The organism is Brevibacillus formosus (assembly GCF_003013405.1).
Taxonomy (GTDB): Bacteria; Bacillota; Bacilli; order Brevibacillales; family Brevibacillaceae; genus Brevibacillus; species Brevibacillus formosus.
In genome coordinates, this window is record NZ_PXZL01000001.1 from 228929 (window position 1) to 246277 (window position 17349).

19 protein-coding genes and 1 riboswitch are annotated in these 17349 nt (G+C 47.6%); of the genes, 11 read left to right on the forward strand and 8 right to left on the reverse strand.

The genetic code is table 11. The features are described from left to right. Positions 1 to 47: 47 nt before the first annotated feature. The gene (gene pdxK, locus C7R91_RS00985; protein WP_047068433.1) at positions 48 to 875 is read right to left on the reverse strand and encodes a pyridoxine/pyridoxal/pyridoxamine kinase; all 828 of its coding nucleotides are present in this window, start codon (positions 873 to 875) and stop codon (positions 48 to 50) included. A 170-nt stretch (positions 876 to 1045) separates the two neighbouring features. Then, positions 1046 to 1219 (reverse strand): hypothetical protein, encoded by a 174-nt coding sequence (locus C7R91_RS29210; RefSeq protein WP_007723176.1) that lies wholly within the window; start codon positions 1217 to 1219, stop codon positions 1046 to 1048. A 220-nt stretch (positions 1220 to 1439) separates the two neighbouring features. Here C7R91_RS29210 and C7R91_RS00990 point away from each other — a divergent pair, with 220 nt between their 5' ends. From C7R91_RS00990 to C7R91_RS01000, 3 genes are read left to right on the forward strand one after another with little or no spacing between them, the layout of a single operon-like run. Beyond that, complete coding sequence (locus tag C7R91_RS00990; RefSeq protein ID WP_047068432.1) at positions 1440 to 2141, forward strand: ABC transporter ATP-binding protein; 702 nt, start codon at positions 1440 to 1442, stop codon at positions 2139 to 2141. Between the two features lie 24 nt (positions 2142 to 2165). Next, positions 2166 to 3626 carry an ABC transporter permease gene (locus C7R91_RS00995; RefSeq protein ID WP_047068431.1) on the forward strand — a complete coding sequence of 487 codons (1461 nt, stop codon included), beginning with the start codon at positions 2166 to 2168 and terminating at the stop codon, positions 3624 to 3626. Positions 3627 to 3650: 24 nt separating this feature from the next. Continuing rightward, positions 3651 to 5168 (forward strand): efflux RND transporter periplasmic adaptor subunit, encoded by a 1518-nt coding sequence (locus tag C7R91_RS01000; RefSeq protein WP_047068430.1) that lies wholly within the window; start codon positions 3651 to 3653, stop codon positions 5166 to 5168. Positions 5169 to 5263: 95 nt separating this feature from the next. Here the strand turns inward: C7R91_RS01000 and C7R91_RS01005 are convergent, their stop codons facing one another. Next, on the reverse strand, positions 5264 to 5929 hold the full coding sequence (locus tag C7R91_RS01005) for a hypothetical protein (protein WP_047068429.1): 666 nt from the start codon (positions 5927 to 5929) through the stop codon (positions 5264 to 5266). Next, a complete protein-coding gene (locus tag C7R91_RS01010; protein ID WP_047068428.1) occupies positions 5926 to 6726 on the reverse strand; it encodes a class I SAM-dependent methyltransferase in 801 nt (266 codons plus the stop codon). Before C7R91_RS01010 ends, C7R91_RS01005 begins: the two co-directional genes overlap by 4 nt. Positions 6727 to 6916: 190 nt before the next feature. Here C7R91_RS01010 and C7R91_RS01015 point away from each other — a divergent pair, with 190 nt between their 5' ends. From C7R91_RS01015 to C7R91_RS01025, 3 genes are read left to right on the forward strand one after another with little or no spacing between them, the layout of a single operon-like run. Beyond that, complete coding sequence (locus C7R91_RS01015; RefSeq protein ID WP_047068427.1) at positions 6917 to 8959, forward strand: hypothetical protein; 2043 nt, start codon at positions 6917 to 6919, stop codon at positions 8957 to 8959. A gap of 60 nt (positions 8960 to 9019) precedes the next feature. Then, a complete protein-coding gene (locus tag C7R91_RS01020; protein ID WP_236697804.1) occupies positions 9020 to 9214 on the forward strand; it encodes a hypothetical protein in 195 nt (64 codons plus the stop codon). Positions 9215 to 9228: 14 nt separating this feature from the next. Beyond that, entirely contained in the window at positions 9229 to 10083 is an 855-nt protein-coding gene (locus tag C7R91_RS01025; RefSeq protein WP_047068625.1) for an EcsC family protein, read from the forward strand. On the opposite strand, the gene C7R91_RS01030 is transcribed toward C7R91_RS01025, so the two are convergent. Continuing rightward, positions 10058 to 10606, reverse strand: coding sequence for a GNAT family N-acetyltransferase (locus tag C7R91_RS01030; RefSeq protein WP_047068425.1), 549 nt, complete (start codon positions 10604 to 10606; stop codon positions 10058 to 10060). The genes C7R91_RS01025 and C7R91_RS01030 overlap by 26 nt on opposite strands. A gap of 68 nt (positions 10607 to 10674) precedes the next feature. After that, on the reverse strand, positions 10675 to 11115 hold the full coding sequence (locus C7R91_RS01035) for a flavodoxin (protein WP_047068424.1): 441 nt from the start codon (positions 11113 to 11115) through the stop codon (positions 10675 to 10677). A gap of 139 nt (positions 11116 to 11254) precedes the next feature. Next, a riboswitch (Lysine riboswitch) is annotated at positions 11255 to 11444 on the forward strand. A 91-nt stretch (positions 11445 to 11535) separates the two neighbouring features. On the opposite strand from C7R91_RS01035, the gene dapD reads away from it, so the two are divergent. The 5 genes from dapD to C7R91_RS01060 all read left to right on the forward strand — a co-directional run bounded on the left by dapD (position 11536) and on the right by C7R91_RS01060 (position 15957). Beyond that, the gene (gene dapD, locus C7R91_RS01040; RefSeq protein WP_007723196.1) at positions 11536 to 12246 is read left to right on the forward strand and encodes a 2,3,4,5-tetrahydropyridine-2,6-dicarboxylate N-acetyltransferase; all 711 of its coding nucleotides are present in this window, start codon (positions 11536 to 11538) and stop codon (positions 12244 to 12246) included. A gap of 14 nt (positions 12247 to 12260) precedes the next feature. Then, complete coding sequence (locus C7R91_RS01045; protein WP_047068423.1) at positions 12261 to 13475, forward strand: aspartate aminotransferase family protein; 1215 nt, start codon at positions 12261 to 12263, stop codon at positions 13473 to 13475. Positions 13476 to 13478: 3 nt separating this feature from the next. Then, entirely contained in the window at positions 13479 to 14612 is a 1134-nt protein-coding gene (locus tag C7R91_RS01050; protein WP_047068422.1) for an N-acetyldiaminopimelate deacetylase, read from the forward strand. Positions 14613 to 14882: 270 nt separating this feature from the next. Beyond that, positions 14883 to 15482, forward strand: a complete 600-nt coding sequence (locus C7R91_RS01055) for a hypothetical protein (protein ID WP_047068421.1) — start codon at positions 14883 to 14885, stop codon at positions 15480 to 15482. Positions 15483 to 15594: 112 nt separating this feature from the next. Further along, entirely contained in the window at positions 15595 to 15957 is a 363-nt protein-coding gene (locus C7R91_RS01060; protein WP_007723202.1) for a DUF4912 domain-containing protein, read from the forward strand. A 112-nt stretch (positions 15958 to 16069) separates the two neighbouring features. Here C7R91_RS01060 and C7R91_RS01065 read toward each other — a convergent pair whose 3' ends face one another. Then, on the reverse strand, positions 16070 to 16708 hold the full coding sequence (locus tag C7R91_RS01065; protein WP_047068420.1) for a glycoside hydrolase family 73 protein: 639 nt from the start codon (positions 16706 to 16708) through the stop codon (positions 16070 to 16072). Positions 16709 to 16819: 111 nt separating this feature from the next. Further along, the gene (locus tag C7R91_RS01070; protein WP_047068419.1) at positions 16820 to 17248 is read right to left on the reverse strand and encodes a DUF1885 family protein; all 429 of its coding nucleotides are present in this window, start codon (positions 17246 to 17248) and stop codon (positions 16820 to 16822) included. Between the last annotated feature and the right edge of the window lie 101 nt (positions 17249 to 17349).

The following is a 17349-nucleotide window of genomic DNA, read 5'->3' on the forward strand; positions in this document are numbered from 1 at the left end:
GAGAAAGACTCGGATATGGTCAGGAGTTTTTGCTTACAAGGACGTAATTAGCAAATCGCTTCGCCGTGCTTTTTCATGCGGTATGCGCCGTGATTAGTAGGGCCCACATATTTATTGAGCGCAAACGAGTGGCGAATCGCTTCGGTAATAAATTCTTTGGCAACAGCTACTGCGTTGTGTACAGAGCTTCCTTTTGCCAATTCAGCACAGATTGCAGCTGAGAATGTGCAGCCGGCACCGTGAGTAAAGCTGGTCTCAAAGCGTTCTGATTCCAATACCTCAATCGTGTTCCCGTCATAGAAGACATCTACGGCATTGCCGCTTTGAAGCTTGCTGCCACCTTTTACAACGACATAAGAGGTGCCGAAGTCATGGATGCGCTTCGCCGCTTCCTTCATGTCATCAACACTTTTCAGTGCGCCCATTTGGCTAAGAATACCAGCTTCGAACAGGTTAGGAGTCGCAACTGTCGCATGTGGGAGCAATACCTCGCGCAGGCTGACTGCAATTTCTGGATGGAGTGCTTCGTCTGCACCCTTACAGATCATCACTGGGTCAACGACAACATTTTTCAAATCGTATTGTTTTATTTTACGGGTAGCGAGGTCGACCAGTTCAGTGGTTCCGAGCATCCCTGTTTTTACAGCATCTACGCCAATTCCTGCGAGTACGGTTTCGATTTGTTTTTCCAGGATCGAAACATCGATCGGAAACACTTCGTGAAACCATTCGTTATGTGGATCTTGGGCTACGATAACGGTGAGGGCGGTCATCCCGAAAACACCAAGCTCCTGAAACGTTTTGAGGTCTGCTTGCTGACCAGCTCCGCCGCTGGTGTCGGAACCTGCAATGGTGAGTGCTTTCTTCATGGTCATTGTGATTATCTCCCTTTGTATACCGCTGCACAATCGAAGCGGATCTATACTGTCATGCGCTGTAATGCCTCTCTCTATATTAAAGAGGAAGAAATCAGTGCTGTCAATAATATCCCCAAAATATAAAAACCGCCTCCCTTAGCGGGCAAGCGGTTTATGTATGTGTGCATTTATGCTTGAGAAGCAGCGTGGTGAAAAGAGAAGCTGATGGTAGTGGACATAGACTTGGAACGCTTGGTTGCAAGCTGCTTCGCTTGCTTTGCTGCCTCAAACATACTAGGTGCCTTGATGATTTCAACCCATCTGCGTGTTGCTGTTTCAAATAAAAAGCGATAGATAGTCATCTTCTTCGCCCCTCCATGGTTTGTTGACATCTACATTGTAATACGCAGCGGGCTGCAAAAGGTTACATAGCTGTTACATATTTTTGAAGAAAATATGGTTACTTTGTAAAACGTAAATTGTTTCCGAAAGAAGCGTTACGTTTTGCGAAATGTTACGTCTTTAGTATGTGATGTTTACGAAAGCTTCCATTTTGAAAGAACGAATGAGGTGCGACAAAAGATGGTCAATTCAACAGGAGAGCTGACGGTGACAGGGGTCAATCACAGCTACGGAACGGGAAAAATCAAAGTGCCCGTACTGTATGATATCAACCTTCATATCAACAAGGGAGAATTCGTCGCTCTGTGCGGCTCGTCGGGTTCTGGCAAGTCTACGCTCTTGAATTTGCTTGCAGGTTTGACCAAGCCAGAGGAAGGGAGTGTCATGGTCAGCGGAGCGGAGATTTCCAGCTACAACGAAAACGAACTATGCATGTTTCGCCGGAAAAACATGGGCTTTATCTTCCAGTCATACAATCTGCTCCCAAATCTGACAGCGTTGGAAAACGTAGAGCTTCCCTTGATTTTTGCAGGCGAAAGCAAGAAAAAACGTAGGGCTAAAGCAACGGAAATCCTACACCGCGTAGGGCTGGAAGGTCGTATCGATCACAGACCCAATGAGCTTAGTGGTGGACAGCAGCAGCGTGTCAGTATCGCGAGAGCGCTCGTCAATCAGCCTGGCATCATCTTGGCGGATGAGCCGACGGGGAACCTGGACTCGAAGACAGAACAAGAGATTCTCCTATTAATGAGAGAAATGAACAAGGAAAATGGGACTACGTTCATCATCGTTACCCATGAGCAGGAAGTAGCGGAACAGTCCGACCGCGTCATTTATCTCCAGGACGGACGGGTTGTACAAAAAAGGACAAGACCAGCGTAGGCGAGGGTATGAGGTGAACAAACAGTGAAGGTAATGGATTCTTTTCGCATAGTCTGGAGGAACCTGTGGCGAATGAAGCTGCGGACAGCCCTCACGTCGGTTGGTGTCATGATCGGGACGGCTGCAATCGTCGCGATGATGGCGCTTAGTTTAGGACTTAAAGAAAGTGCAGTAAAAAGCTTGGAGAACTTCGGGAACTTGACAGAGATGGACGTCGAGCCATTGCGTTGGTACGAGGAAAATGGCGAATGGATTGATGTTCCAGAGGATAAAGTCAAGAAGCTGAATATGCAAGCGGTACAGGAATTAAAAAAGATTCCTGGCATTCAGGCAGTTATGCCGATAAAAGAATTACGAGAGCAAGCGAAGCTTAAGGTAGGTAGACGAGAAGGTTACGTACAGCTTATTGGGGTGGATGTGAATGAGTCGGCTGCCTATCGCAAAAATGACATTGAAAAAGGAAACTACCTGACAGGGGCGCCACAAGAGATAGTCGTTGCTTTCGATGTATCCAGAGAATTGCGAGATGTAGAAAAGGAAAAGCGCGAGGAACGGCGAAGAAAAGCCGGAGCTGGACGGCACGAAATGTCTCAGATGCCTCCTCCTGATATAGGGGGGGGAGAAGCACTGGCCTTCAATCTCGTAGACAGAGCAGGGACTCTCATCTTGTCACGCGAATATCGCATCGACGATGAACCTAAATACGAGAAAAAAGAACTGCGTGTGAAGGTTGTTGGTCAATTAAAGAAATCTGAAGAACGTAACTCGTCAGCCGCGGTTTATGTACCGATTAACGTTGTGAAAGAGCTGAACGAGTGGGTTACGCGCAGTCGAGGTGACGAAGTCGAAGAGGGTGCATCGCGCCGCTCACGCGATAAAGCCAAAAAGGAAACATTTGAATTTGACAGAATTACAGTCAAGGTAGAATCTCGTGAAAAAGTCGAGGGTGTAGTCCAAGCGTTGAAGGAAAAAGGCTTTGAAGTATGGTCGCCTGCACGTGAGCTGGAAACCATCAATAACTTCTTCTTCGTGATTCAGATGGTCCTCGGAGGAATTGCAGCAATCTCCTTGCTCGTCGCAACCATTGGAATCGTCAATACGATGATCATGTCGATTTTAGAGCGAACCAAAGAGATTGGCATCATGAAAGTAATCGGAGCGACTGTGCTGAATATTCGTTGGCTGTTCTTAATGGAGTCAGGCTTTATTGGCTTAATTGGTGGACTAGCTGGTCTCGGCATGGCGTGGGGAGCGGTTGAGCTCGTGAATTACTTCGGAGCGTCTGGCGGTCTATTGGATAGTCTGAACATGGGCTATGGGGGTGGAGGAGATCCTGAGGCTGAGCCGACAAAGCTAGCGGTCATTCCGAGCTGGCTGGCACTGTTTGCGATTGGCTTCTCCTTTATTATTGGGGTATTGGCGGGAATCTTCCCGGCGATCCGCGCGTCTCGTTTAAGTGCGCTGCAAGCGATTCGATCTGAATAAGTGATGAAATGTGAGGAACGTAAGATGAACAAGAAAAAATGGATCATTATCGCCACGGTTGTGGCCGTACTTGGAGGGGGCAGCTATTACGGCTACTCGTACTTCAAGGGCGAAGAGGTTACAGAAGAAAAGCCAGAAGAAAAACCGACCTTCCCGACAGCGATCGTGGAACGTGGTGACGTTAAGAAGACGATCAACTCAGCAGGTACAGTGGAAGCAAAGGCGCGTGAGGAGGTCAAGCCAGAGCTCAGCGGCAAGGTGCAACGTGTGCTAGTTAAGGAAGGCCAGTCTGTAAAAAAAGGCGATGTCTTGTTCACGATAGACAGCTCGGATGCGCAGCTGGAAATTCAAAAGCTGGAGTTGGACATTGTTAAGGCGAAAAAAGAGCTAAGTGAAATTAAACAAAAGAAAGACAAGATCACGTCTACAAAAGAAGGAAAAGTGGTTGAGGTCCTTGTGGAAGAAGGGCAAGATGTAAGACCGGACCAGGTAGTAGTCAAGCTGGCTAACACCGACTATTTGAAAATTGTCGGGCAGTTTACCGCCTACGAGTCTGAACGGTTCAGTGTAGGTCAAAAAGTGAAGGTATTCATTCCAACTTCCATGTATTTTGTGGATGGTGTTGTCACGAAAGTGGATAGAATAGGTCAAAAAGTAGAAGGTATTGGCGGAATTCACGATGTTGAGGTTTTGGTCAAGAAGCCTGGGGCCATTTATGTTGGGGACATGGGTGAGGTTCAGTTCACGGATGATAAGGGCCTCTTATATGTAAGCCGAAATCAGCAAGAATTCCAGCTGCCGGATGAAATGGAAATCTTGGCCGGTACGTACGGGAAAATCGGCAAGGTCGACGTGAAAAAGGACGATGTAGTCAAAGTAGGGCAGCAACTGTTCAAAATGGATATGGAAGCATCCGGTATGGAGCTGATGGAAAAAGAGCTAGCGCTAAAAAGTTCCTTATTGAACATGGAGCAGAAAAAGCGTGAAATTGCAAAAAATCAAGTAACAGCGCCCATTAGCGGTGTAATCACCAAGCTAGGCGTAAAAGAAGGCGAAGCGCCAGGATCAGAGCCTGCAGCCATTATTATGGACACGACTTCTGTTTACTTTGTGGCAGCCGTCGGAGAGCTTGATATTCCCGCGATTAAAATCGGACAAAATGTCGATGTTTACGTGTATGCATTCGGTACCGAGCCGTTTAAAGGCAAAGTCGTAGAGCTCCCGAAAGAAGGGAAAAAAGAAGACAAGGAAGTTCGTTTCGCGGTAAAAGTGGAACTGCTGGACAAGGCTGAGTTTAAGCATGGGATGACGGGAGACAGCGATATTATCGTCGCCCAAGCACAGAATGTCCTGCGCTTGCCAAGCAATGCGGTTGAAATTCTGGGACCGGGTCAGGGAACGGTAATGGTGAAAGATCCGAGCACCGGAGATCCAATGCCGAAAGACGTAGAAATCGGGATTGAAGGATATGATTTTATTGAAATCAAAGGCGGCTTGAATGAGGGAGAAGAGGTTCTGGTGACCAACTCCGAAGGCATGTAACAGCCAATCGAATTCGTTTTATAGCGACAGCCCCGTTGCCACTGGCCAAAGACCTGAGCAAACGGGGCTGTTTTTTCATACGCTTTTCAACAGTTTCAAAGCAATGGTAACGTTACGGATATTTGCGACGTCAAACTATGTAAAGGATGGGAAATTGTACAGCCGTTTTCTTTTGCAAACTGATCAGCAACAGGTGCCATAGAGAGCTGGGCTACTGCAATAGGTTGGTCTGGAAACGTTTGGTGGAGCTGATACAGGGCTTCTTTTATCGCTTCTCTGTAGGCTTCTTGCTTGTTTTCCATGAGCAGGTCAAAAGCATTTTCGACGAGAGATACTTGTATCTCTGGATGAAGGTTGTGGGAATGGGCGTATTTCACGAGACGCTCCATCGTAGGTTGGACAGTAGCGGGATTGGAGAACAGCAGAACTTGTGGCTTAGTATGCCGTGCTAGCTCTTGAAAAAAAGGTCCATCGATTGTAAAGAGTGGGACAGTGGCAGTTGCCTCATCCTCTGGTGTTACCAGTGCGGCATACTGCGTGCAAGTGATCACGATTGCATCGACCGCGCAGCTCTGCATCCAGCTTAGTTGCTCACGTAATTTGGCATGCGAATGTTCCTTGGTATGGACAGAGGCTCCCGCGTTTTGCAGGAGTAAACCTGGGTCCACAAAATGTATGAGCTCTACGTCAAAGGCTGCGAACGCATCTGAAAAAAGGGGAATATTCGAATGATGTCCATGGAGACAGGCAATACGGGTCATCGTGCAGCTCCCCCATGCAGAGTATCCTTTTCTGATTTCTTATGGGCAAGGACGCGAATACGCTTGTAATCGAGCACCCAGTGCCCCTCTTGATACAGAGCAGGACGCAGTATGTCAGCGACTTCCCTACATACTTGCTGAATTTCATCTGAGGACAGTCCCGCAAAAAATGGACTGCAAAAAGAATTCAGCCAATGCGAAAGCCCCAGATCCCCATCAGCCATGACGGTCGGGCGATCAAAATGGGAGGCAAGGACGACGTGGAAGCCTTGCTTTTCCAAAAGAATCGTGTACTCTCCAATGCTGGGAAAATACCAAGGCGAGCGTTCATCAGCAGATATTCCTTTTCGTGCCAATACAGTCTGTAATGCCTTTGTGATTTGTCCGCAATTGCCTTGTCCTCCAAATTCTGCGACAAAGCGTCCTCCAGGCGCAAGAGCCAGCCAAATGGTTTCAATGACTTCCGCAGGACGATTCATCCAGTGGAGTGCGGCATTGGAAAAGACAGCGTCGTATCTGACATCTGTACGATACGTATGTGCATCGGCTACTTCAAAGGCAAACTGCGGATATTTTTGGCGAGCAGCTTCAATCATGGCGGCAGAAAAGTCGATTCCTGTCACATTTGCTCCTGAATGAGATAGTTGAGCACACAGGTCACCTGTTCCACAGCCTAAGTCAAGAATGCTTTCTCCAGGAGCCGGCTGTAGCCAGTCCACTAACCCTTTGCCGTATTCAGAAACGAAATTCATTTTGGCGTCGTATAGCCCGGCATTCCATTGATTGGTTTGAACCATTTGAATCGCCTCCCTTTGTCCATTTTTACCGACTGGGGAGATATAAGTCAAATCTATATAAATTATAAACCGGATAGTTTTTAACTATATTCAGGGTGTGAAAAAGCTTTACGATCGCAAAGGATATTTCGCTGTTTTTGTCGAATGATCACAGTTGAAAAATTGTAAGGAAGAAATAGGAGGACAATTCGTGAAAAAATGGGTTGTAAAAGCACTTCTAGTGTGTTTGGCAACGGGCACCTTTTTATCAGGTGTTTCAGTACCGCCAGCCATGGGGGCCGGGGCAACAGCATCCATGAAAAAAAACAGCCAAGTATCTAAGCCACTCCGGCAGCAGCCTGTTCACGATATGGTTATCTTTAACGATTATCAGGTTGCCGGACTGGATTCAAATGGTTGGAACTGGGTGAAGAACGATGAGTTTATTCTTCCTCCCGAGACACCACTTGATATTGATATGATACAGACCACTTATGGAACTGGCACTAACCTCAATCGGAAGCAAGTTTTATTGGATGGCGTAGAGTTATCGGAGTATCAAGCCGAAAATACCTCGTCACAGACTTCTTTCAAATGGCAGGTACCTCGGTTTACCATTCCAGCACAAAAGCTGTCTGCTGGCTCGCATACCTTGACCTTTATTGTGACGGATGCCATAGGAAAAAGCAGCACATTGCATGTCCGATTTATCGTAGAGGCCAAAAATTACCCGAGCATATTCAATGGGGAAAAGGCAGAGGGAGAACCAGTGCCAAGTGGCGGGCAAACCGCGATTTTTGGAATGATGGGTTCACACGACTTTGCCAGTTCTGTACCGGGCACATGGAAATTAACAAATAAGTCCACGAGTGCAGAGATGAGGTCTGTTCCTGCAACCGTATTTTCGACGGGGACATTGTTGACGGGGCAGTATGAGCTCCTCTTTGTTCCAGACGATTCAGCCATGTCATCTTGGATGACGACGATTCAAGTAGGCGTTGCAGAGCTGTATATGGGAACGGATGCAAGCGGTCAAAAGCTGACGCAAGATCAGAAAATAACCGCTCCATCAGCACCAGGGAAGGTTCCATTGTTTTCGCCAATCCCAGGAAGATGGTCGGTGAACGGAACAGGACAAACCTTGACAGACGCGCAACATTTTGAGGTGGACATTCCTGAGAGACTGGCCGGAATCACAATCGCTGTTACCTTTGAGCCTGTTTCGGGGCAAAAAGAGACATCGTCTTTGTGGGGCGATACTTCGGCGACAACGGTTCAAATACAAATACCAGGTGCACCAAATGCCTGCGGCCCTGCTAATGGAAATGTCACGATGGATGTGTTGATGAAGCAGAACGAACAATCAACACCGATGGTAGAAAAGATGAACCTGTATTCCTCTGATAATACAATCAAGCTGTATCAGAATCCTGTTCATGTGATCTGGCTGGCAACTGCTGCCGATCACATCAAATATGGAAGTGAAGTGGATGATGATGAGGGGCCGGGTGTATGGGCAATCGATAACGTCATTGCCGACGAGAGCAAATTGAGTTGGGATCACACGGCATTGCTGTTGTCCGGCTACAAGCCAGGTCGCTACAAAGTCAACTACTATAGCAAAAGAGACCCGGCGCAAGTATGGTGCGGCTACGTTCAGGTGATAGAAGATTCGTCTCCAATCAAGACGTATCCGACATGTGAGCCGGATGATACAGGTGTAGCTCCGCCAAGCTCGCCACTTCTTCTTCGAAGCGAGAGCGGCAAGGAATACCGGGACGGACAAAAGATTACCGTGAACGCAGGCGATGATCTCGAAGAATGGGAAGACTTAAGGCTGATCGCTACTCATGCTGAGCTTGTCGGTTCCAAAAAGATCAGGGATAAGAGCGAAAAGAAATCCTATTATATGCCGAAATTTGAATGGAAACATGGAGAAATTGGTATGGGTGCCAGTCGGAAGCACAGTAACGGTACCATTTCCTCAGAAAATCGGATCGAGATCTTTTTCGGGGAAGAAGAGATAGCCAGCATCAAGCCTAGCAAAGATGATGGCGACGATGGCGAGGGGCTTGAATCACTGGATCTGAAAAGGTACATCGATACGGATAAGCCTGGGGAATACAAGATCAAGGTAACGAATACGCTCAGCAATAAGACCTGCACGGTTATCAACTCCAAAAGAAAGTCCACGAAGAAAACCGATGTAAATGAGCGCAATGAAACATTGACGCTTACAATTGAAGTGAAGTAGATAGGAAAACCCCCTTGCATTTTGGCATGGGGGTTTTCGACTACAAGGGGAGGAAGTCCTGTGACTAATGAGCAGAAGGCGATCTTGGAAAAGTTCGGCTTTCGGATCGAAGGAGAGCAAGTGAAACATTTGAAGCTGGGAATCGTAAGAAATAAAAAAGAATTCGTCTGTCATGCCACGTCAGAAGAGTTGCAGGACTATATCAAGTCCATGTTACGCAACCAATGTCAGTGGAAGCGAGGAGAATCTGAGTGAGAGCACCAGGGAGGTTGTTGGGTTTGAGGGAGTCTAGGGAGACATTGGTTACGGCATTACGTGAAGTGGAGGCTTGGGAGAAGGACCAGAACGATTTATGGTTCTGGGAAAAGCTTGGCAGACTTCCTTTTGTTCTGCTGGATCGGATTACGCCTGCATTCGTTCAGGAGAAGCTGGGAAAAGCCGTAGATGAAATGGCAGCCTTTCTTGAGACAGGTGGAACCTATTTGGTGCAGGATGAACCGATATACAAGCGGTTTGGCAAACGGTTAGAGGGACAGGGCACTTCTGATGTTGGGAAAGAGGAGATTACTGCTGTACCGCTTACGATCATGAATGATGTCGCAATGGAGTTAAAGGATTCACGTGCAAATTTTGCCACGGTCCAGGGTGCGACGACTGGCTTCGGAGGGATTTTTACCCTCGCGATCGATATTCCGCTTTTGATGGGGACATCCCTAAAAGTATTACAAGAGATGGCACTTGCCTATGGCTATCGACCTGAAGAGAAGAGGGAGCGGCTGTTTGTCGTCAAATGCTTGCAGTTTGCTTCATCAGACATTGTAGGGAAAAAAGCGATACTCGCGGAACTCTCCCGCTTTGATGATCCAAGTGCGCAGCGAGAAGTCATGGCGCAATTGCAGGGATGGCGTGAAGTTGTGGTAACGTACACAGAAAACTATGGGTGGAAAAAATTATTTCAAATGGTGCCGATTGCAGGTATTTTGTTCGGGGCGTATTTGAACCGCTCAACCGTACAGGATGTCGCCGAAGCGGGGATGATGCTGTACCGCAAACGACGCATCCTGGAGCGGCTTCGCGAGTGCGAAAAGAGCGAGGAGATTACAAAGACCACTCCTCAGCCGTAAGAGCATAAATGAGATGGTCCTCCCATACACCGTTAATTTGCAAATAGCGTAACGAAAGCCCTTCCTGGCGAAAACGGTTTTTTTCCAAGACGCGAATGGAAGCTTGGTTGCGAGGCATAACAGCAGCTTGCACCCTATGCAGTCCAGCCTCCGTTAAAGCAAAGCGAAGGGCAAGATTTACGGCTGATGTCGTATAGCCTTTGCCATTGCAGGCCTGATCCATGAAGTAGCCAATCGTTGCATTTTGCCATGCGCCGCGTGCGACATTCGACAACGCTACACGTCCAACCATCTTTCCGGATTCTCGGGAGAATACGCCGAAAGCATAGGCGGTGCCACGTTCAAAATCATTCTGCGCTTGCAAAATCTGCTCTTGCTGTGCTGGGAGGGTCAGAAATGAAGCGGGGCGTATCGGTTCAAAGGGTTGGAGAAAGTCATGATTACGCAGCCGAAGCTCTAGGAGCTCGGCTGCGTCTTGTTGGTGGAGAGGCCGTAAGAGAATCTCGTCCGTATGTAGTGCCATGAGATCAATCCTCCTTAAAAAGCTGGATTGATAGTATAGCATGTGCCAGAGTATTTGGGAAACATCAATTAGCCGAGCAATTCAGCAAACGATACTCCAAATGCTTTGCAAGTTTCCACTTCTTTTGCAGTAGGAGAAAGCTCGATTTTCAAGCCTTCCAGAGGAGTTTCCGCGCCGCGCTCGCTCGCCTTTTTCAGCAAAATATCAACAGCTGCACCGACATGCTCGTAAGCGGAGTCGCAAGAGCCAAAAGCAACGACCTTTTTCCCGCTGAGGTCAATATCGTCCATTTCCTCATAAAAATCCAGGCATTCGTCTGGCAGTTCGCCATCGCCCCATGTGTAGGCGCCAAGCAAGATTCCGTCGTAAGCTTCGAGTTCTTTTGCGCTTGCATCCATCACTTCTTTTATCTCCAGCTCAGCACCAGTAGAACGAATACCTTCTGCAATTGCTTCAGCAATTTCCTGTGTATTCCCTGTCATGCTCGCGTAAACCATCAAAATGCTCATAAAACGTAAACCCTCCAATTAGATAATGAGTATCATTCTCAATAATAAAATAATGAAAATGAGAATCGTTGTCAATAACTTTTTTCTTATTGCCACGTTTCATTGATTTTGGTAGAGTTAAATAAAATTATAATAATGTACACTAAATAGAGGTGCGCCGAAGAAGAGTAAGTCTTTTCGCAATCTGCCAGGGGGCAGGAGAAGGAAGAAAGGCTAAAGCGCCGAAGCTTATGCTATGCCCCTACGTAGCACAAGCTGGGGTGTCTCATGAAAAATGAACATCCTGTCACAATGGACCGTACGTCTTTTTGTGGAGCGCTATTTATGATTTGCTTACGTAGTATCAAGAGCAATGAGATAGCGAATGCACTCATTGCTTTTTTTGATTTACCATGCTGTTATTTTGAGGAGGATGTAACTGTGAACATGATGGATGCTAACGAAATTATCGCGTTTATTCAAAAAAGCGAAAAGAAAACACCGGTGAAGGTATATGTGAAAGGGAACCTGGAGGGAATCGACTTCGGTGCGAGCTCCAAAGCCTTCATTACGGGTCCTACTGGTGTTGTTTTTGGTGAGTGGAAAGAGATTGAGCCAGTGCTCGCTGCTAACGCAGACAAAATTGAAGATTATGTAGTAGAAAGCGACCGCCGCAACTCTGCCATTCCATTGCTGGATACAAAAGGGATTCAAGCCCGTATTGAGCCAGGCGCAATTATTCGTGACCAAGTGACAATCGGTAACAACGCGGTCATCATGATGGGTGCTTCCATTAACATTGGTGCAGTTATCGGTGAAGGTACGATGATCGATATGAATGTTGTCGTAGGTGGACGTGGAACCATCGGGAAAAACTGCCACATCGGCGCGGGATCAGTTATCGCGGGCGTTATCGAGCCGCCATCTGCACAGCCAGTTGTTGTTGAGGACGATGTTGTCATCGGAGCAAATGCTGTCATTCTGGAAGGTGTACGTGTAGGAAAAGGTGCTGTCGTTGCAGCAGGTGCTGTCGTCATTGAAGATGTGCCTCCTTACGTGGTAGTTGCGGGAACGCCTGCACGCGTAATCAAGCAAATTGATGAAAAAACTCGTTCCAAGACAGAGATCAAGCAGGAGCTACGTCAGCTGTAAGGGAGAGAGTGCAAATGGACTGGCGTTCGCTCGATGAACAATATATCGTCTCCTCTTACAAAAGACTTCCAATTGCCATAGAAAAAGGCGAAGGAAATTACTTGTACGATACGAACGGGAAGAGTTATCTCGACTTGTTTACTGGACTAGCGGTAAACGTTCTGGGGCATTCTCATCCGCGCATTGTACAGGCTCTTCGTGAGCAGGGAGAGCGCTTCTTGCATATTTCCAATGTATTTTTAAACAAGCCGGCTATTCGTTTAGCCGAGCGTTTGGTTGCGAACAGCATTAATGGTAAGGTGTTTTTCACTAACTCTGGTGCTGAGGCCACTGAGTCTGCGATCAAGCTGATTCACAAATGGACGAAAAACGAGGGAGCAGGTCGTGAAGGCATCGTTGTATTACGCAACAGCTTTCATGGGCGAACACTCGGAGCAGTGCGTCTGACGAGGCAGGCTCACGTCTATCAGGACTTTCCTCAGCCGGCTTTTCCTGTTTATGAACTGGATGTGGAGGATACGGAAGGATTGCGAGCGATTTGCCAGGAAGCAAGACCTGCTGCGGTCCTGATGGAGCCAGTCCTGGGTTCCGGCGGTGTCGTGCCGCTAACGGAAGCGTTCTTGCGAGAGGTAGCTGCGATCTGTGAACAAGAAGGCATGCTCTTTGTCATGGACGAGATCCAGACAGGAATGGGCAGAACAGGAAAGCTGTTTGCTTATGAGCATGCAGGCGTAACGCCAGACCTTATCCTTTTCGCAAAAGGCATAGGGGGAGGGCTTCCACTCGGCGGTGTCATCGCTGGTCCAAAGCTGATGAACCAGTTCAAGCCAGGGGATCACGGAACGACATTCGCACCATCGCCACTGTCTGCTGCCCTGGGGAATGTCGTGTTAGACGAACTGCTTGATCCAGCCTTCATCGCTCACGTAGAAGAAGTGATTGCGTACCTCTGGTCGGGCTTGGAAGCGTTGCGAACGCATCTCCCAGATCAGCTGCAATCCCTTCGCGGAAAAGGCTTGATGGTTGGAATTCCGCTCTCTTCCACCCCGGAAGAGGTTAGCCGCTTGCAGCAAGCATTGCTTGACGAAGGAATTCTCGTTGACGTGACGCAGAAAACGATTGTTCGTCTGCTTCCGCCACTAACGTTGACAAAAGACGATGTGGACCGTTTCCTTGCTGTGTTTGAGGAGCAATTAACAGCAAGAACAGGTACGATAAAGGAGGCGTAGACCATGACGACTTCCTTGTTTACCCAAATTCGCCGAGACCTGCACCAAATACCGGAGCCAGGCTTCGCTGAAGTTAAAACGCAGCAATACTTGCTCGATTATTTGAAAAAGCTGCCTCAGGAGCGAATTGAGATCAAAACGTGGCGGACAGGCATTTTGGTCAAGCTGACAGGAACAAAGCCAAAACGATTAATTGCCTGGCGGACGGATATGGATGGCCTGCCGATCGTAGAGGAAACGTCCTATCCGTTTCGCTCGCTTCATGAAGGATACATGCATGCTTGCGGGCATGACATGCATATGGCAATCGCTCTTGGCCTCCTGACGCATTTTACCGAGCATCCAATTGCAGATGATTTGCTGTTCCTCTTCCAGCCGGCAGAAGAAGGTCCTGGCGGTGCTGAGCCGATGATGGAAAGTGAAGAGTTTGCAGGGTGGCGACCGGACTGCATTTTTGCCTTGCATATCGCGCCCGAATATCCAGTTGGTCATATTGCGACGAAGCCAGGAATTTTGTTCGCCAATACTTCTGAGTTGTACATTGATTTGGTTGGCAAAGGGGGGCATGCAGCCTTCCCCCACAAGGCGAATGACATGGTGGTTGCAGGAAGCCATCTTGTGACACAGCTTCAATCGATTATTTCACGCAATATGGATCCATTGGATTCAGCCGTCGTAACGATTGGCAAGCTGGAGAGCGGGACGAAGCAGAACATCATCGCGGAGAAATCCAGGCTAGAAGGGACCATCCGAACTTTTTCGATGGAATCGATGGCACTCGTCAAGAGCCGCATTGAATCTCTCGTAAAGGGAGTGGAAATAGGCTTTGATTGCCAGGCAACAATTGACTACGGGGTTGGCTACTGCCAGGTTTACAACGAGGAGCAGCTAACGACAGATTTCATGCAATGGGTACAGGAACAATGTGAAGAGGTAACTCTCATCACCTGCAAGGAAGCCATGACCGGAGAAGACTTCGGTTACTTTTTGAAAGAAATTCCCGGCTTTTTGTTCTGGCTGGGTGTGCAAACGCCATACGGCTTGCACCATTCCAAAATTGAACCGAACGAAGACGCGATAGAGGTTGCCATTCGACTGGTCTCCCGGTATTTTACATGGCTTTCGCAACAGGAGTAGCAGGTGTCAGGAGCAAAAAGAGAGTGGCTGGATAGCCGCTCTTTTTTCTGTGTCATTCACAATATTCTCGTCAAGAGTAAGAAGTAGTTACTAACATCTCTGTGCATAAGTCTTTCTTCCTAAGGTATTTGTGCTTGTGGATAATGTGGATAGTGTTGAAAAAACTTATCAGGGCAGCACAACTATTTCCTTTTCCAAACGTATAAACTAGAGAGAAGAAATTCCGGAAAAACAAGCGCTGCCGCGCACACATACAGGAGGATTATTGACATGAAAAAAGCATGGTTATCGGCCTTGTTGGCGTTGACTGTAGCAGCAGGGGTGGGGAGCACTACTGCGCTGGGAGAGGGTGCGATGCGCGTATTTTTCGGTGCGGAAACCGTAGCGAGTGAAATGCCAGCATCCAAGGCTGAATCGGTAGAATCAATAGTGAACAAGCTCGGCGGTTTCGCCGATTACGATCAGCAATCTGGCAAATTGCAAGTGATTAAGCCAAATGTAAATATTATTGTGGTCGAAGGGATTCAGCAGACCCGCAATAAAAATGTCGTTTTCAGCAACCCTGTCAAAGGATACAGCGATAAAAATGTACCTCGTACGTTTAACGTATTCGTAGAGGTTGATGACGCGCCTGTAGCCAAAGACTTGCGCATGCAACTCGTGTTGATCGGACCGGACGGCAAAGAAGTATCTAAAGGGAAAGAATGGAAATACTCTACACAAAATGCAAACAGCTTCTATTTTTCTGAGCCTTTTGTATCTACGAAACTCGAAGCATACGGCACTTATAAAGTTCAAGTTCAAATGAAATCAGAGAAATTCACTTCTTATGTAACCGTCGGTGAAAATACATTTACAGTTGGGCGTTAAAAATTATGGCTTGGATGCGTTTCCACTTTGCATGTCCTCATGCTATAATATACGGAAAAGCCAATATACTTGGTAATAGCAAGTACATGAAAGAAAGGAACGATGGGAGCGAATGGAGACAAATCCCCCGCGATCGTCCACGGATGTAGAAGGCCCGAGTATACGCATTGCCTGGAAAGATGAGCAATCCATTCAGGCAGAGTGGAGCATGACGAAGGAGTTCGAGCAAGAAATAGAGCGAAAGTTTGCTATTCCATTTGCTGAATTGCCTTTTGTCCTACGCCTTTTTGATGTGACGTACCGCAAAGAGATCCGAAATGATGGCACTGACCTTTACACTGATTTTGATATCAACCACCGTTCTTCCGAATGGATTTTGTACGGAGTGACGCAAGGATTGGAATATTGCGTCGATCTGGGAATTCGGATGGTGGACGGAAGGTTTTATTCGCTGTCCAGGTCTCAAATGATTTGATCAACGTGCTCAAGCAACGTACGACTGAGGCAACTGCAATTTTTATACGAAACAGCCCCATTACCCACGAGATCTGCTTGTGGCAATGGGGCTTTTGATTTTTATTGATGGCTCATGGCTTCTCTCGTTGTTTGTCCAACAGTCGCAGGGCCACCGCTAAAACAGCCCATACTGGCATTGGCTCATCTAACTTATTTAGCCATTCAGGCGAGGTCAGCAAACCCTCCTGTAACGCACGATTGCCCAGCTCCAATTTCCAGGGAGGAATCGATTGTGGATCTTCTGGGACGAATTGATCGTACTGGGTCAAGTTGTACGCCTGAATGAGGCGCGTTAGCTTTTCAGCGTACGCAGGATCGGTAGCGTACCCGGCTTCTTCTAAAGCCTGAGCGGCCTGTGCGGGAGTAGTGGCTGCCAGCACGTTTTTGTAAGCGGGCTTGCGTAAAAATTGGGCATGGTCTTCCATGGATTGCTGGTAACTTTCATAAGCGCGGAACTGGGAAGTACGCGTGACTGTCTTTCCGTTTTCCACCTCTTTGCTTTCGATGGTGACAGAGCCGGCAGGTCCCGTTCCCTTTATTCCAAAGAGGTTGTAAGAGGATGTCCCAGTGGCAGGGTGAACAGGTACTTTATTACCCCAACCTGACTCAAGTATCGCCTGCGCTATGATGATGGAGGGGAATATACGATGGTTCGGATAAGACTTTCTGGCGTGGTCAGCAATCAACTGAATAAAAGCTTGCGCATCCATAAGCACACCCCTTTTTTCTCTTTGTTATGCGTATGAAAAAAAGAGGTCGGGGGAAATAGGCCTGAACATGAAAAAACAGTCGATTTTCTCGACTGTTTTCCTATTTTTTCTTTATGGCTTTCGAGGTTGGAAATATTGAATGCGCTTGTTGAAGAGGTGGAGCTCCGCTTTATAATCTCGTGCCAAGTATCGACAGTACTCATTTGCCTTGTTTTTATCGCCGTGTGTCGCTGATTCAGGGAGGGACACTTGTATGTAGTGCTTTTCGGAACCGTTTTCATTTTTGCTCCCGACTCCAACAACGATGGCTTTGTACATGTTTGGGTCTTTTCCTTTGAGAAGGAACCACGAGTCCTTTCCTTCAGGGCGTTCTTCTAGGGTGTAAGGGAAAGCGGCGTCAGCATAGGTCCAGCCCAACTGCTTTCCTGTTTTTGAGGTCATGTCAACGTATCGCGTAAACTTGGCTTTCACGTCGTCAATACTTGCAGATGCTGCGGTAGAACCATCAACGAAATAGATGTAGGCCGATTGAAGTTTCACGACTGCACTCACTCCTAGTACCGGTATTCTGTGCGTTAAGTGTAGCATTGTCTTCCACTCTTTGGCAATGGAGCAGTTGGCGACCGAAAACAATTGCGCGT

What these genes read in the sequence shown, in the direction of transcription:
- C7R91_RS01055 (WP_047068421.1), top strand. Translation starts at nt 14,883, where the DNA reads ATGAAAAAAGCATGGTTATCGGCCTTGTTGGCGTTGACTGTAGCAGCA.
- C7R91_RS01060 (WP_007723202.1), top strand. Translation starts at nt 15,595, where the DNA reads ATGGAGACAAATCCCCCGCGATCGTCCACGGATGTAGAAGGCCCGAGT.
- C7R91_RS01050 (WP_047068422.1), top strand. Translation starts at nt 13,479, where the DNA reads ATGACGACTTCCTTGTTTACCCAAATTCGCCGAGACCTGCACCAAATA.
- C7R91_RS01005 (WP_047068429.1), bottom strand. Translation starts at nt 5,929, where the DNA reads ATGACCCGTATTGCCTGTCTCCATGGACATCATTCGAATATTCCCCTT.
- C7R91_RS01000 (WP_047068430.1), top strand. Translation starts at nt 3,651, where the DNA reads ATGAACAAGAAAAAATGGATCATTATCGCCACGGTTGTGGCCGTACTT.
- C7R91_RS01010 (WP_047068428.1), bottom strand. Translation starts at nt 6,726, where the DNA reads ATGGTTCAAACCAATCAATGGAATGCCGGGCTATACGACGCCAAAATG.
- C7R91_RS01030 (WP_047068425.1), bottom strand. Translation starts at nt 10,606, where the DNA reads ATGGCACTACATACGGACGAGATTCTCTTACGGCCTCTCCACCAACAA.
- C7R91_RS01045 (WP_047068423.1), top strand. Translation starts at nt 12,261, where the DNA reads ATGGACTGGCGTTCGCTCGATGAACAATATATCGTCTCCTCTTACAAA.
- C7R91_RS01065 (WP_047068420.1), bottom strand. Translation starts at nt 16,708, where the DNA reads ATGGATGCGCAAGCTTTTATTCAGTTGATTGCTGACCACGCCAGAAAG.
- C7R91_RS01035 (WP_047068424.1), bottom strand. Translation starts at nt 11,115, where the DNA reads ATGAGCATTTTGATGGTTTACGCGAGCATGACAGGGAATACACAGGAA.
- C7R91_RS00990 (WP_047068432.1), top strand. Translation starts at nt 1,440, where the DNA reads ATGGTCAATTCAACAGGAGAGCTGACGGTGACAGGGGTCAATCACAGC.
- pdxK (WP_047068433.1), bottom strand. Translation starts at nt 875, where the DNA reads ATGACCATGAAGAAAGCACTCACCATTGCAGGTTCCGACACCAGCGGC.
- C7R91_RS29210 (WP_007723176.1), bottom strand. Translation starts at nt 1,219, where the DNA reads ATGACTATCTATCGCTTTTTATTTGAAACAGCAACACGCAGATGGGTT.